Genomic DNA, 14,421 nt, shown 5'->3' with positions numbered 1-14,421 from the left:
CAACCAAACTCAAACCGAAGGTGAATCATATGACGGAACTTAACGGGACAGAAATAGCATCTCCTTTACTTACTTATGACGAGGCCGTGAACTGGATCAATGGCCTTATTCCTTTTGGCATCCGACCTGGATTGGAACGAATCGAGGGATTGATGTCATTGCTGGGCAATCCTCACCAGCGTCTCAAATTTATTCATGTCGCGGGAACGAACGGCAAAGGTTCGACTTGCGCTTTTTTGACGTCAGTGCTTCTTCAGGCGGGATATGATGTTGGAACGTTTACGTCCCCTTATATCACCAAATTCACAAACCGTTTTCAGTACAACGGTGAGGATATCCCGGAAGAAACGTTGCTCAAACTTTCAAACCGCCTGTATCCATTGGTTCAAGAGATGGCTTCAACTCCCCTTGGATCACCTACTATGTTTGAGGTATCTACAGCACTCGCCCTTCTGTATTATGCGGAAGAGTGCTACCCGGACATTGTGGTATGGGAGACAGGGCTCGGGGGAAGGATGGACGTAACGAATATTGTTACACCCGTCGTATCTGTCATTACCAATATCGGTATGGACCATACGGATGTACTGGGAGATACGATTGAGGCGATTGCTGGAGAGAAGGCAGGCATTATTAAAGCGGGGGTACCCGTTGTTACCTGTGCCACGCAGCCAGAGGCTGTGAAGGTGATCCAGGAGACAGCAGAGCGGTTGCGTTCAACCGTGTATCTGGCGGGAGATCGTTTCTCCTACTATAGACTGGACAGTGATGAGAACGGACAATCTTTTCATTTTACAGGACCGTTCCGTGATCTGGACGCTCGTATTCGCATGCAGGGCGCACATCAATGCGATAATGCAGCGGGTGCACTTATGGTACTGGAGTTGCTTCGCCAATACATGGCATTTATGCTGGATGATGAAGATATTGCACTTGGACTGGAACATGCCTTCTGGGCAGGACGGTTCGAGAAAGTGGTTGATCAGCCCCGCATTGTTCTGGATGGAGCGCATAATCCGGAGGGGGCTGAATCGCTAGCCAAGAGCATTATCGACGTATATCCTCACAACAAGTTAATTTTGATGATGGGCATGCTGGCGAATAAGCATCACGAAGCGTATTTGCAGCATATACTGCCACTAGTGGATACGCTGATCCTGACCGAGCCAGATTTCCGACGCAAAATGGATGCAGCCGAATTGCTGCAGATTGTGGAACGGGTACGTCCCGCCATTGCGAAACCGGAGCTGGAAATCATCGTCGAGCCTGAATGGGCAAAGGCACTTGATCTATTGAAGTCACGGACGGAAGCGGAAGATCTGGGGGTGGTGTCCGGCACATTGTACCTGATTGCAGATGTGCGGGCAGCCCTTTTGCATCAAACCGATTCTGAAAAAGGTTGGTGAAAGTTTTGTTAAATACATCGGAACACGTTCATTTTATAGGGATTGGCGGATATGGCATGAGTGCCATCGCGAGAGTTATGCTTGAGATGGGATACACCGTTACCGGATCGGATGTCGCTTCACAGGAGTTGACCGAGAAGCTGGCAGCCAAGGGAGCGAAAATATATATCGGACATACGGCAGAGCATGTAAATGGGGCAGACCTGGTTGTCTACTCTACGGCAGCTCCTGCTGATAATGTGGAACGGGTGGCAGCTGAAAAGCTGAACATTCCAATTTTGCACCGCGCCCAGATGCTCGCGCGTTTGCTGAATGAGCGTAAAGGTGTGGCTGTAGCCGGAGCTCATGGAAAAACAACCACGTCATCCATGATTGCACTCGTTATGGATAAATGTGATACAGACCCGACGTACATCATTGGCGGGGAAATCATGAACGTGGGTACCAACGCGAAGGCAGGCCAAGGCGACTGGGTTGTTGCCGAGGCAGACGAGAGCGACGGTTCATTTTTGCAGTACCACCCTTGGCTCGGTATTGTAACGAATATTGAAGCAGATCATCTTGAGAACTACAACAGTGATTTTGAGGAACTCAAAAAGGCTTATGTGCAGTTCCTGAGTCAGATTCGTCCAGAAGGCACGGCCATTGTGTGTGCTGACGACGAGAATGTTCAAGCCATTTTGCCTGAGTTAAAATCACGGGTAACCACATACGGAATTGATTATGCTGCTGATTATACAGCAACAGATATCGTGCTTGGGGACCGCCGAATTTCCTTCACGATGAGCCATCAGGGCAATGTGTTGGGTACGGTGGAGTTGTCAGTTCCAGGTAAACATAATGTTTATAATGCGATGGCTACGGTTATTACCTGTCTGGAAGCAGGTATTCCCTTTGAGAAAATTACGGCTGCCATTATCCAGTTCCATGGAGCGAAACGCAGATTCCAGGTGCTGGGTGAAGCGCGTGATATGTTGATTATCGATGACTATGCTCATCACCCGACTGAAATTGAGGCTACAATCAGTGCGGCCAAAGCAACGGGGAAACGTATCATTGCGGTATTCCAGCCACAGCGCTACACACGTACGTTCTTCCTGCTTGATGCGTTCAGTCGTGCCTTTGCAGAAGCGGATGAGGTTCTCATTACCGACATCTATTCCCCTGCAGGCGAAAAACAGATTGAAGGTGTTCACTCGGCTAGACTGGTTGAACTCATCGTTCAAAACAGCAATGCTTCTGCGCGTTATCTTCCGACAAAGGAAGAAGTTGTTGCAGATTTACAGAACCGTCTTCAGCCAGGCGATCTTGTGCTCACGATGGGTGCAGGTGATATCTGGAAAGTTGGCGATACACTTGCCAAAGGGTTGAAATAATTACAATCGTAAAACCGTCTGACTTCATTGCGAAGCAGGCGGTTTTTTTGCATGAATGGAATGTTTCAGATTCTCTCCGCATATAGCTGTTATAAATGGGACAAAGGAGAGGGTACGGGGTGAGCAATGCTAGAATGACGTTTCGCTTTGGGGATAACGAGTCGGACAAGCCTGAAAACAAGGGGATACCCACATCCAGCACATTTGCAGCTTTGAGTGAAGAAATTCCGCACAGTCCAACGCCAACACCAACACCAACACCAACGCTGCTGAATACAACGCCTTCATGGACACCAGAGGATATTCCCGGTGACTGGGGAGAGACGATGCTAACAGGCTCCACTGTACCTGAACCTTACCAAAGAACGGACAAGGATTCGAAACTCGATGAGCCTGGATACAGTTATAATCATGTTACTGCGTATCCGGGAGATGAGGACGAGAACAGATCGGACGAGAATTATGGAGGTCACGATTGGCTTGCAGATAGTGAAAACTACTCTTATAAGCGGAATCGCCCCCCAAAGGGCTGGAAAATGATTGGTTCAGTAACGGGTGCGCTTGTAACCGGGGCCCTCTTCGGTATGGTTATTCTTTCTTTTTTCAATCGGGAAGGGGCTGTAGATCCTGGGAGCAAGATTCCCGCCAATCAGGCGGTATCGGCCGTGACAGGTCAAGAGGGAGTGGCGGGTTCGGAACAGCAGCTCCAGGCAACAACTACAGGCGGCAGCTATTATGCACTGCAATATGGTGTATTCAGTTCTCCTGAACGTGCTGAACAGGCGAAGGTGGAGCTGTCCCAGGCAGGCATTGCGGCAGGCTCCGATCCAGAGGATGGTAATCGGGTATATGCAGGCATTTCGGCTGACCGTGAGGAGGCAAAGCTGCTCAGCTCAAGGCTTAAGGCCGAAGGTGTGGAGCTGTACGTTAAGGAAATTGTCAATCCTGAAGTGAACCCGGCAGTATTTGGCGGAAAAGCAGAAGATGTGCAGCATTTCTTCGCAAGCGGATCGGCTTTAGTTGAACAACTGTCTACCCTCTCAATCCAGCAACTTGGTCAGTCTGTTCCTGAAGCCGTATCTACCGAAACGATGACTTCATTACAGAACCAGCATCAGCTCTGGCTGACCGGTTTGAATAGTATTGCACCAGGTCTGAGTGCAGATGTACAACCCTATGTATCGGCGATGGAAAAATCGATGGCCAGTGCGGTAACGGCAATTGCCGAATACAACAAAAATCCGGCCAATGTGCATATGTGGTCTGTACAGTCCGATCTGATGGAATATGTATTACAGCAAAAAAAATGGCTTGAAGCAATAAAACAATAATTAACTCTTTCCCATAACACAGCCTTGAAATACCTATCCGGCAAGGAACTGGAAATAGTTCCCCTTGCCGGATTTGTGTTTGTATTGACGTACAAAACCCCGTATAATAATGTGGGTGTCAAAAAATGGCGAGGGAAGATCACCGATGAAAAAAAACTTCGGCATGTTATTGCTGTTTCTGCTGCTCGGCTGGCTGGCCGGTGCGTGGATCGCCAAGGCACTGCAGCCTGTAAAGGCCGTTGCCTTTCTAACGAAAGCCACGACCATTCGTTGGTCGCCGCAGGCTGATCTGGATATTATCAGTTATGATATTTCACTTCAATTTCAAATGAGCCTCCTGAGTCTGATCGGTATTATTGCTGCTGTATGGCTGTATCGCAGGTTATAGGAGTATGACGAATTTTGACGAAGAAACTAAAAAAAATGATATCTACTAGCGTGATCCGACAGGATGTCGCCGTAGCATAAGGGGCCGGTTATTTTGGATAAAACACAACAGCGTCGCATTATTCTGGCTTCCACTTCGCCGCGGCGTAAAGAACTGATCGCATCACTCCATCTAGCTTTTGAAGTAATACCAAGTCATGCCGATGAAGATACACCGCCGGAATGGACTCCTGAACAGACGGTACAGGAGCTTGCGATGCGGAAGGCGCTTGCCGTTTATCGCGGGCTGGAAGGCCGTGAACAGGATGCTGTTATTGTTGGTAGTGACACTGTTGTCGTTCTGGACGGTGATATTCTTGGTAAACCCGTAGACGAAGCGGACGCTGAACGAATGTTATCTCGTCTACAGGGGCGTGTACACCGTGTTTTCACGGGAGTAGCTTGTATCGATGCAAGTAATGGACAATCCATGGTTCAGTATAGGCAGACAGATGTAACAATGAAGGAACTGTCTGAAGCTACGATTCGTGCGTATGTTCAGACTGGAGAGCCTGCGGACAAGGCAGGATCATATGCCATTCAGGGCATTGGTGCTTCATTGATAGAACGTGTTGAAGGATGTTATTTCAATGTGGTAGGCCTACCGTTGTCTTTGCTTAGCGATATGCTGGATGGATTCGGCATACATGTACTGCCACGTACATGAAATTCCGCAATTGACGATCTGAAAAGAGGGAACATATGGAGTCGCCTCAATATATGATGCGCGACATCCCCCAGGAAGAACGCCCGAGAGAACGCATGATGGAATACGGGGCGGGCGCCTTAAGCCATGCTGAATTGCTGGCGATCTTACTTCGAACAGGTACTAGACAGGAATCCGCAGTGCATATGGCACAACGGATTCTCACCGAAGCGGGTGGAATTCGCTCGTTGATGGATTTGAGCCTGGAAGAACTGACTGCGATGAAGGGAATCGGCATGGCCAAGGCTGTACAGCTGAAAGCCAGCATTGAGCTTGGTCATCGAATTGCGAAGAGCAGACTTACACAGTCAACTTCAATTCGTACCCCTCGTGATGCGGCCGACCTCCTTACCGAACAATTGCGTTACTTGCAGAAAGAACACTTTGTGTGTCTTTTCCTGAATAGCAAAAACCACATTATTGCCCAGGAAACACTCTCCATGGGTAGCCTTAACGCTTCGATTGTACATCCGCGTGAAGTGTTCCGGGCTGCCATCAAATGCAGCAGCGCCTCTATTGTGTGCGCACACAACCATCCCAGTGGTGATCCTACGCCTAGTCCAGAGGACATCCAAATAACCAAAAGACTGATCGAAGCCGGCGCAATTGTAGGCATAGACGTGCTGGATCACATTATTATCGGAGATGGAACGTACGTAAGTTTGAAGGAGAAGGGCTTAGTATAATATAATGGTTGGCGTTGATGTTTTCCTATGAATGTTGACGGCGTTGTCCGTAGAAGATAGGTTCACTTTACTTTGCAAAACAAATGCAACACAAAACAAATGCGAATATTAGCTCCACCATTTTGGTGGGAATGAAAATGAAACGCTCTTGATTCACTGGGGCGGCTATATGAGGCAGAAAAGGAGATTACGTCATGTTTGGTGGTTTTACGAAAGATTTGGGTATTGATTTGGGGACAGCGAATACTTTGGTTTATGTACGTGGAAAAGGAATTGTGGTGCGCGAACCTTCGGTTGTCGCTATACGGACAGATACAAAAAGCATTGAGGCAGTAGGGGAAGCCGCAAAAAAAATGATTGGACGTACACCAGGTAACATTCGTGCCATTCGTCCAATGAAAGATGGCGTTATTGCCGATTTTGATACAACGGCAACGATGATCAAATATTTCATCCGTGAGGCGCAGAAACAACGCTCCATGTTCCAACGTCATCCGAACGTGATGGTATGTGTACCATCCGGGATTACTGCAGTAGAACAACGCGCGGTCGAAGATGCAACCAAACAGGCTGGAGCACGTGAAGCCTATACGATCGAAGAGCCATTTGCAGCTGCAATCGGTGCAGATCTGCCTGTATGGGAACCGACGGGTAGTATGGTTGTCGATATTGGTGGCGGTACAACGGAAGTGGCTGTCATCTCTCTTGGCGGGATTGTAACAAGTCGTTCGGTTCGTGTTGCTGGTGACGAGATGGATGAATCCGTGATTCAATACATCAAACGCCAGTATAATCTGATGATCGGTGAACGTACATCCGAGCAGTTGAAAATGGATATCGGATCAGCTATGCCGCTTGAGCAAGTGGAAACTATGGAGATTCGTGGACGCGACCTCGTTACAGGCCTGCCGAAGACGATTACGATTACATCGGATGAAATCAGCGAAGCTCTGGCGGATACGGTGAATGCCATTGTTGAAGCTGTAAAAGTAACCTTGGAGAAATGTCCACCTGAGCTGGCGGCGGATATTATGGACCGTGGTATTGTTCTCACAGGTGGTGGGGCATTGCTGCGCAATCTGGACAAGCTGCTTGCTGGTGAGACAGGAATGCCTGTGATCGTAGCAGAGAACCCGCTCGATTGTGTTGCGATCGGAACAGGTAAAGCGCTTGAAAATATTCATTTGTTCAAGAGCAGAAGCAGTTCGGCAGTTCGTTCCAAACGTTAATGGATATATGCCATGCTTGGCTCACTTATCGGCCAAGGGCATGATATCAACGAAGAGGACCCGGTTAACCCCGGGAGAGCTATTACCCGCATACCCGGGGAGAATCGGCTGATATTCTCGATGGGACTATAAGTCTGACAGTCTCCCCGCCGGGCATGGCTCGGAAGAGAATAATGGATGTTAGAGGGTGGTCGAACTGTTTAAACTGCTGGGTAACAAAAGACTTTTTGTTTTGCTGGTGGGCCTTGTTACATTTATCGCGTTAATGGGCTTTACGCTCGGTCCGCGAACCGCTCTATCCTGGCCGGAGAAATTCCTTAAGGATTCAGTCGGATTTGTACAATACGTATTTTATAAGCCCGCTTCTTCTGTAGCGGGCTTTTTCAAAGATTTGGCGAACATGCGTACGGTGTATCAAGAAAATGAAGAGCTACGCATTGCGATGGGGCACTATACCCGTGATCGGCTGAAGTACAATGATATGGAGCAGGTAAATGAACAGCTCCAGAAAGCTCTCAATTTTACCGAGGAACAAAAGAATCGATATAACTACGGTTCACGAATTGCTCAAGTCATCAGTGCCAACTCAGACCCCAACAGCAGAACGATTAATATCGACATTGGTGAAAATGCGGGAATCAAGGCTGGGATGGCCGTTACTTCGCAAGAGGGGCTGGTCGGCGTGATCAGTCATGTCAGCTCATATACGTCAACGGTTAATCTGTTAACGTCCATGGATGCGAATGATCCTACTTCCAATGCCATTGCGGCTACAGCGGTAGGTAAAGAAAAAGTGTTTGGCATGATTGAAAGTTACGATCCGAAGTCCGGAATGCTCAAGATGACCAAGATTTCAGAGGATTCTAATATCAAAGCCGGCGATGAGATTATCTCCTCCGGAATTATCAATAACTTTCCGAAGTATATGCGGATTGGTGAAGTGAAGAGTGTCGAGAAAAGCGAATATGGTTTAACAAAAACAGCTACAATTGAGCCCTATGCAAGCTTTCTGGACTGGAAAGAGCTGATTGTGATTATTCCACCTGAGGTAAAAGAATAATGATAACGCGCAAGCAAGTCTTATTCCTGTTACTGTTCGTTTTGTTCATTGTTGAAGGAACGATTCTTCCGCTGCTCATTCCTTCGGCCTGGCAAATGCGTATTTCTGCGAACCTGGTCTACATCGTGATTTTGTTTATTGCTGTATATCATCATCGGCACACGGCGTTGGTGCTTGGCATATTATTTGGACTCTTGCACGATGTCGTATTTTACGGCGAAATGATTGGACCATACGGATTCTCGATGGGATTATCGGCATATATGATGGGACTTATTTTTCAAGCGCCACGCGCACCACTGCCGGTTATGGTTTCCGTCGTCCTTTTGGGAAGTCTGCTGAATGACACCATGTTATTCTTTCTGTACAAGCTCTTCCAACTCAATCATGTGACATTTGACTGGGCACTGCTTGAATACATGATTCCCAATTTGTTCATTCATTTTGTGTTTGCGCTGATCATTTATGTTCCTCTTCGGAAACAACTGGAGCGGATTGGTAAGAGAAAGAGCAAAGCACAAGAAGCTACTTGATACATTTATGGAGTGAGAAGCAGGAACTTGGGGACCCGGGCACGAAATGTAATGAGATGGGAGGGACAGGCTTATGACGGTAAAATCGAATCACGTAACGATTAAAGGCATCCGAGACGGCCTGGTTTTCCTGTTGGACGATCAATGTGAATTCGAGGAATTGCTCTACGAGCTCCGCTATAAGCTGGAACACAGCCATCAAAATATTTTGACCGGACCGATAGTTCATGTGGATATCAAACTGGGCAACCGGGAAGTGACGGAGGACCAGAAAGAAGCAATTCTTGATATATTGAAACAAAAGGGGAATTTGCTCATTCGTTCCATAGACTCACCGGCCCTTAAACCAGAGGTTAAAGGGCCGCCGCCGATTGTAACCATGTGTGGTATGGTACGTTCGGGTCAGGTGCTTCATCATGAAGGGAATCTACTGTTTCTTGGTGATATCAATCCGGGGGGCACAGTAACGTGTACCGGAGATATATATGTTTTGGGTTCACTCAGAGGCATGGCTCACGCTGGAATTGGTGGGGACGAGGACTCGATCATTGCAGCTTCGGTGTTTGCACCAACGCAGCTGCGGATCGCTGATATCATCAGCCGTCCTCCCGATGAGTGGGAGAGCCGAGAGACCGGTATGGAATTTGCTTATTTACAGGACAATCAGATGCAAATCGACAAGATGAGCAATATCGTTCGGTTGCGCCGAGATTTTAATGTGTTTAAAGGAGTGTAGCTCATGGGAGAGGCGATCGTGATCACTTCGGGTAAAGGCGGCGTGGGTAAAACAACCACCTCGGCAAACATCGGGACAGCGCTGGCGCTGCTCGGCAAAAAGGTTTGTCTGGTAGATACCGATATCGGCCTTCGCAATCTGGATGTCGTGATGGGACTCGAAAACCGGATCATTTATGATCTGTGCGACGTTGCAGACGGCCGTTGCCGACTGAATCAGGCTTTGGTCAAAGATAAACGTTTCGAAGAATTATATATGCTGCCTGCAGCACAAACGAGAGATAAGAACTCTGTGTCACCAGAACAGGTGAAGGACATTATTCTCGAATTGAAAAAAGATTTTGAATACGTCATTATTGATTGTCCAGCCGGAATTGAGCAGGGGTTCAAAAATGCGGTTGCAGGAGCTGACCAGGCGATTGTGGTCACTACACCAGAAAATGCGGCTGTGCGTGATGCGGACCGTGTCATTGGTTTGCTGGAGAGTTCGCACATTCAATCACCAAAATTGGTTGTGAACCGTATCCGCAACAATATGGTCAAATCAGGCGACATGCTCGATATTGACGGCATTTTACAAGTACTTAATATTGATCTGATCGGGATTGTTCCTGATGATGAACTTGTCATTAAGGCAGCCAACTCGGGAGAGCCCACAGTAATGAATCCGGATTCACTTGCGGCCATTGCCTATCGTAATATTGCCCGTCGTATTCTGGGAGATACCGTTCCTCTGATGCAATTGGAGCAAAAAAAAGGTGCTTTCACACGTTTTAAGAAGTTTTTTGGAATGGGTTAACTCGCTCTTTTTCATCACATTCATGTATGATAGCCGTGGCCCTCAAGCCCGGCTTTTTGAATATTATGGAGCCTTTGAGTTAAGGAGCTTGGGTATAGAACAGGGCATGTGCTTTACAATAGGACTCCACGTTGTGGGGTTATTTTTGCTTCCCGCCGAAGCTTGTTCATATTATGAACGAGCCCCTCATAAGATGTAGTAAACAAGCCTCGGCGGGAGGACATTCCATGAATACGAAACTCAGGATCAAACAGAGAAGAGAAGAGCGCATTCGGCGGTTAATGGATGGTGCTGCGGAAGAAATTGTGCAGAAGCGAGAATTGGGCTCGGTATTCGACAAGCGTACGTCTACGCAACGTAATCCGTTCTCGTCTATAGATATACAAGATAATCTACGAACGGCCAGATCCTCTTTGGCGGAACCGGAAAGAGACCCGGAATGGCTGTGGAAAAAAGAGAACGGACATTATGGTCCTAGCGGCCATCCTCGTTTCAACCTGATGAAGTCATTCGTGAAACGAACGGTGGTTAGCATTTTATTATTCGGCGCTGTCTGGGGATTGTTCCAGTTGAACACTTCATGGACGGCACCTGCCAAAACCGTGATCGCCGATGTGCTGCATCGGGATATGGATTTTGCCTATGCCGCCGCCTGGTACGAACGGCATTTTGGTGGAACACCATCATTCCTGCCTGTTCTCGGACATACCACCGATGCTGTGAACGGCTCGGGTATTCGACACCTGCTCGGCAAACCGATTTCGGGAACCGTCGTTCAGCCTTTTGCACTGAGCATGAAAGGCATTGAAATTGTTCCTGAAGCCGGAGGTACAGGACTTGTCCAAGTTGTCAGTTCAGATGCCGGACGAGTACTTCAAGTATTGGATGACCCGGAGAATGGGACAACGGTTGTAATCCAGCACTCTGGTCAAGTCACAGCCATTTACGGACGCTTGAACGAGAGTGAAGTCCAGGTGAATGATTGGGTAGAAGCGGGTGACGCCGTAGGTAGCCTAAAGGAGAATGGAAAGGATCAACCTGCCACATTATATTTCGCTGTAAAAGAGGGGGAGCAGTACGTAGACCCAGCGGAAGTGGTTGCCCTTGATTAGGTTATGGGGTGTGCGTATCTCGTTTCATCCTTTTTTTGTGATTATCATGATGGCTTCCCTGTTGACTGGAAATTTTATTGAGCTCATCACATTGTTCGCCATCGTTTTTATTCATGAATGTGGACATGCTGCAGCGGCAGCCCTTCTGGGCTGCCGTGTCCTTTCGATACAGATGCTTCCTTTTGGGGGTGTCGCCGTTATTGAAGATGCCGGAAATATTACAGCCCGCCGGGAGATCATTATCGCTTTGGCAGGTCCTTTTCAAAATATGCTCATGGTAGGAGTCGTATTGTTGCTGAAGTATGGGAACCTGGGAGACCCGCTGTTTTTGGATTATATTATACAGGGGAATCTGCTGATTGCCCTATTTAACCTGCTACCCGTGTTGCCGCTGGATGGTGGTAAAATTGTACAGGCACTCGTTAGTCTTGCTGCTCCCTACTATACGACATTGATTTGGACTTACAGAATCAGCATTCTGTGTAGCGCAGGGGTTATCTTGGTTGCCATCGGTCGCTGGTTTACCGGTGATTATGGGCTACCTTTAAATATTCTATTGGTCGGAATTTTTCTGTTCTATTCCAATTTGACTGATTACCGAAATATCCCATACCGGTTTATACGGTTTCTGATGAATCGTGAAAGTGCATTCACCCGTCATGCAGCTACAGGCAGTTTGGCGCAGCCGATTATCTCATTTCCGGCGAAACCTTTGGAGACTATTTTGCGTCTATTAAAGAGAGAAAGATACCATATGATATATGTGATGAATAGACAGGGGAGAATCATGGCCGTTTTGCCTGAGCAGCGAATCATCGGTTCTTATTTCAAACAAGACACGGATAAGTTGTAGCATCTTGGTGGATCTGTCCTGAATTGGGTTAATACATGTACAATGAGTATAGCAATGATACAGAATGGATGTGGATTAAATTGAATTGTCTTCTAGAGGTGAAGCCATGAAACAAATGATTGTACATAATGAACATAACCTCATGCAAATGGCGCTTCTGGAAGAAGGCAAAGCTGTAGAATTCATGGCAGAGCGTACACGCGAGCGTGGACTGCTGGGTTCGTATTTCAAAGGACGGGTAGTGAACGTGTTACCAGGTATGCAAGCTGCTTTTGTGGATATCGGTCAGAAAAAGAATGCTTTTCTGTATGTGGACGATGTATTGCATCCCAATCTGGAGAAACAACCCAAAGTGAAGCCTTCAATTTCGGAGCTGCTTCGTCCAGGTCAGGATGTAATTGTCCAGGTCCTGAAGGAGCCAGTAGGAAGCAAAGGAGCCCGGGTGACGACTCATTATTCGCTACCTGGCCGCTGGCTTGTCTACATGCCTTTAGCGGATTATGTAGCCGTCTCCAAGAAAATTGCCCGTGAGGGGGATCGATCCCGACTCAAGACTCTTGGTGAACAACTGAGACGGGACGAAGAGGGGCTTATCATACGAACCGTATCCGCAGAGGAACAGAGGGAAGCCATTCAGGCCGATCTGGAAACATTACGTGAGCAGTGGCGTCTGATTCGTGAAAAAGCGGATAGTTTGCCTTCACCAAGCCTGCTGCATCGGGATCACAGTATGGTTCAGCGGATCATTCGTGATGTGTATACGCCTGGCAGCGATGAGGTAATAACGGACAACGCAGTACAAGCCCGTGAGTTGAGTGCTTTGCTGGAAGAAATCTGTCCGGGCCATCAACCTAAAGTACAGGTGTACAAGGGAGAGGAATCCATTTTTACTGCTTATCGTGTGCAGGAGCAGTTGAACAAGGATTTTGCCCGCAAGGTATGGCTACCTGGTGGCGGATATATTGTCATTGATCATACCGAGGCGCTCACTGTAGTCGATGTCAATACAGGCAAGTACACGGGAGCGGGCGGTGACAGTCTGGAAGAGACGGTAACGGAGACGAACATGCAGGCAGCGGTTGAGATCGCCCGTTTAATGCGTCTTCGGGATATCGGCGGCATGATTATTGTGGATTTCATTGATATGGAGGAAGCGATCAATCGGCATGAAGTTGCGGCAGCGCTGGAAAATGAACTCAAGAAGGATCGAACTAAGGCTTTTGTAATTGGCTGGACCAAGCTAGGATTGCTCGAACTTACCCGTAAGAAAGTACGGGAAGAGAGCACCCTCCCTTACGTGGAGCCGTGTTCTTCCTGTCATGGGACAGGCAAAAGATATATTTCGCCTTTGCATTGATTTTTAGTATGGTTGGTGGTATAATCATCAGGTATGTGTTTAGCCTATTGGTCTTGCACATGCTGTAACCGCACTGGCCGGGTACAAGAACAGTTCCGCAAGGACACTGTCACCTGAGACCGGGCGAGTCTGAGACATGAGGAGGTGCAAGGCAAATGTACGCAATTATTGAAACAGGTGGCAAACAGTACAAAGTCCAAGAGGGCGATGTTCTGTTCATCGAGAAATTGACTGCGAACGATGGCGAAAGCGTAACGTTCGACCGTGTCCTGGCTGTATCTAACGATCAAGGTTTGACAGCAGGTACACCATTGGTTTCCGGAGCAACTGTAACGGCTAAAGTGGAGAAACATGGCAAAGGACAAAAGGTTGTTGTATACAAATACAAACCTAAAAAGAACTACCATGTGAAGCAAGGTCACCGTCAACCGTATACAAAAGTAACTATTGAAGCAATCAAAGCGTAAGAAGGTGCGATAAGTGATTATCGTTCAAGTCTTTCGTAATGATGACGGGAGCATCGATCGTTTCTCCATCAAAGGGCATGCTAATTTTGCCAAGCGAGGAGAAGACATTGTATGTGCCGGGGTATCCGCTGTTACAGTGGGTACGGTGAATTCGATTGAAACACTGACTGGTGTCGAAATGGACGCCAAAATGAAGAATGGCTTTTTAAGCGCTTCTTTACCGGTGTTGGAGAAAGACGGAACCTGGTCCCAGGTACAATTGCTACTCGAATCCATGGTGCTTATGCTCACTGATATTGCAGAGTCATACGGAAAGTATATTCAGATAGAGCAAGTCAAATAATT

General features: G+C 47.6%; 16 protein-coding genes and 1 other annotated feature. All 16 genes read left to right on the top strand.

The features are described 5' to 3' along the window. Positions 1-29: 29 nt before the first annotated feature. The 16 genes from RS891_RS25430 (at position 30) to RS891_RS25355 (ending at position 14,419) form a co-directional block, all read left to right on the top strand. On the top strand, positions 30-1,406 hold the full coding sequence (locus RS891_RS25430; RefSeq protein WP_315793550.1) for a bifunctional folylpolyglutamate synthase/dihydrofolate synthase: 1,377 nt from the start codon (positions 30-32) through the stop codon (positions 1,404-1,406). Positions 1,407-1,462: 56 nt separating this feature from the next. Then, positions 1,463-2,782, top strand: a complete 1,320-nt coding sequence (gene murC, locus RS891_RS25425; protein ID WP_256222490.1) for a UDP-N-acetylmuramate--L-alanine ligase — start codon at positions 1,463-1,465, stop codon at positions 2,780-2,782. Between the two features lie 119 nt (positions 2,783-2,901). After that, complete coding sequence (locus RS891_RS25420) at positions 2,902-4,113, top strand: SPOR domain-containing protein (RefSeq protein ID WP_315793549.1); 1,212 nt, start codon at positions 2,902-2,904, stop codon at positions 4,111-4,113. A 145-nt stretch (positions 4,114-4,258) separates the two neighbouring features. Then, on the top strand, positions 4,259-4,501 hold the full coding sequence (locus RS891_RS25415) for a DUF4321 domain-containing protein (protein ID WP_024633972.1): 243 nt from the start codon (positions 4,259-4,261) through the stop codon (positions 4,499-4,501). A gap of 93 nt (positions 4,502-4,594) precedes the next feature. Then, on the top strand, positions 4,595-5,206 hold the full coding sequence (locus tag RS891_RS25410; RefSeq protein WP_315793547.1) for a Maf family protein: 612 nt from the start codon (positions 4,595-4,597) through the stop codon (positions 5,204-5,206). Between the two features lie 35 nt (positions 5,207-5,241). Beyond that, positions 5,242-5,931, top strand: coding sequence for a RadC family protein (gene radC / locus RS891_RS25405; RefSeq protein WP_113055866.1), 690 nt, complete (start codon positions 5,242-5,244; stop codon positions 5,929-5,931). A 194-nt stretch (positions 5,932-6,125) separates the two neighbouring features. Beyond that, positions 6,126-7,160, top strand: coding sequence for a rod shape-determining protein (locus RS891_RS25400; protein ID WP_024633969.1), 1,035 nt, complete (start codon positions 6,126-6,128; stop codon positions 7,158-7,160). Positions 7,161-7,347: 187 nt separating this feature from the next. Then, complete coding sequence (gene mreC / locus RS891_RS25395; RefSeq protein WP_113055865.1) at positions 7,348-8,220, top strand: rod shape-determining protein MreC; 873 nt, start codon at positions 7,348-7,350, stop codon at positions 8,218-8,220. Further along, the gene (locus RS891_RS25390; RefSeq protein ID WP_113055864.1) at positions 8,220-8,753 is read left to right on the top strand and encodes a rod shape-determining protein MreD; all 534 of its coding nucleotides are present in this window, start codon (positions 8,220-8,222) and stop codon (positions 8,751-8,753) included. Before mreC ends, RS891_RS25390 begins: the two co-directional genes overlap by 1 nt. Positions 8,754-8,826: 73 nt before the next feature. Beyond that, the gene (gene minC / locus RS891_RS25385; protein ID WP_099858127.1) at positions 8,827-9,489 is read left to right on the top strand and encodes a septum site-determining protein MinC; all 663 of its coding nucleotides are present in this window, start codon (positions 8,827-8,829) and stop codon (positions 9,487-9,489) included. A gap of 3 nt (positions 9,490-9,492) precedes the next feature. Beyond that, on the top strand, positions 9,493-10,287 hold the full coding sequence (gene minD, locus RS891_RS25380) for a septum site-determining protein MinD (protein WP_053783092.1): 795 nt from the start codon (positions 9,493-9,495) through the stop codon (positions 10,285-10,287). 227 nt (positions 10,288-10,514) lie between these two features. Then, on the top strand, positions 10,515-11,399 hold the full coding sequence (locus tag RS891_RS25375; protein WP_181586750.1) for a M23 family metallopeptidase: 885 nt from the start codon (positions 10,515-10,517) through the stop codon (positions 11,397-11,399). Further along, complete coding sequence (locus tag RS891_RS25370) at positions 11,392-12,252, top strand: M50 family metallopeptidase (protein WP_113055862.1); 861 nt, start codon at positions 11,392-11,394, stop codon at positions 12,250-12,252. Before RS891_RS25375 ends, RS891_RS25370 begins: the two co-directional genes overlap by 8 nt. A 106-nt stretch (positions 12,253-12,358) precedes the next feature. Beyond that, entirely contained in the window at positions 12,359-13,609 is a 1,251-nt protein-coding gene (locus RS891_RS25365; RefSeq protein WP_113055861.1) for an Rne/Rng family ribonuclease, read from the top strand. Between the two features lie 56 nt (positions 13,610-13,665). Continuing rightward, positions 13,666-13,750: a sequence feature (ribosomal protein L21 leader region), on the top strand. Positions 13,751-13,764: 14 nt separating this feature from the next. After that, complete coding sequence (gene rplU, locus RS891_RS25360; RefSeq protein WP_062328098.1) at positions 13,765-14,076, top strand: 50S ribosomal protein L21; 312 nt, start codon at positions 13,765-13,767, stop codon at positions 14,074-14,076. A 13-nt stretch (positions 14,077-14,089) separates the two neighbouring features. Continuing rightward, positions 14,090-14,419 carry a ribosomal-processing cysteine protease Prp gene (locus tag RS891_RS25355; RefSeq protein WP_079347324.1) on the top strand — a complete coding sequence of 110 codons (330 nt, stop codon included), beginning with the start codon at positions 14,090-14,092 and terminating at the stop codon, positions 14,417-14,419. Positions 14,420-14,421: the final 2 nt, after the last annotated feature.

It is taken from the genome of Paenibacillus sp. BIC5C1 (genome assembly GCF_032399705.1).
In the GTDB taxonomy this organism is placed as follows: Bacteria; Bacillota; Bacilli; order Paenibacillales; family Paenibacillaceae; genus Paenibacillus; species Paenibacillus taichungensis_A.
The sequence above is the reverse complement of the archived record's forward strand: the minus strand, read 5'-3'. Positions and strand labels throughout refer to the sequence as shown.

Coding starts and splice junctions, on each gene's coding strand:
- RS891_RS25430 (WP_315793550.1), top strand. CDS start 30: ATGACGGAACTTAACGGGACAGAAATAGCATCTCCTTTACTTACTTAT.
- murC (WP_256222490.1), top strand. CDS start 1,463: ATGAGTGCCATCGCGAGAGTTATGCTTGAGATGGGATACACCGTTACC.
- RS891_RS25415 (WP_024633972.1), top strand. CDS start 4,259: ATGAAAAAAAACTTCGGCATGTTATTGCTGTTTCTGCTGCTCGGCTGG.
- radC (WP_113055866.1), top strand. CDS start 5,242: ATGGAGTCGCCTCAATATATGATGCGCGACATCCCCCAGGAAGAACGC.
- RS891_RS25400 (WP_024633969.1), top strand. CDS start 6,126: ATGTTTGGTGGTTTTACGAAAGATTTGGGTATTGATTTGGGGACAGCG.
- RS891_RS25390 (WP_113055864.1), top strand. CDS start 8,220: ATGATAACGCGCAAGCAAGTCTTATTCCTGTTACTGTTCGTTTTGTTC.
- minC (WP_099858127.1), top strand. CDS start 8,827: ATGACGGTAAAATCGAATCACGTAACGATTAAAGGCATCCGAGACGGC.
- minD (WP_053783092.1), top strand. CDS start 9,493: ATGGGAGAGGCGATCGTGATCACTTCGGGTAAAGGCGGCGTGGGTAAA.
- RS891_RS25375 (WP_181586750.1), top strand. CDS start 10,515: ATGAATACGAAACTCAGGATCAAACAGAGAAGAGAAGAGCGCATTCGG.
- RS891_RS25365 (WP_113055861.1), top strand. CDS start 12,359: ATGAAACAAATGATTGTACATAATGAACATAACCTCATGCAAATGGCG.
- rplU (WP_062328098.1), top strand. CDS start 13,765: ATGTACGCAATTATTGAAACAGGTGGCAAACAGTACAAAGTCCAAGAG.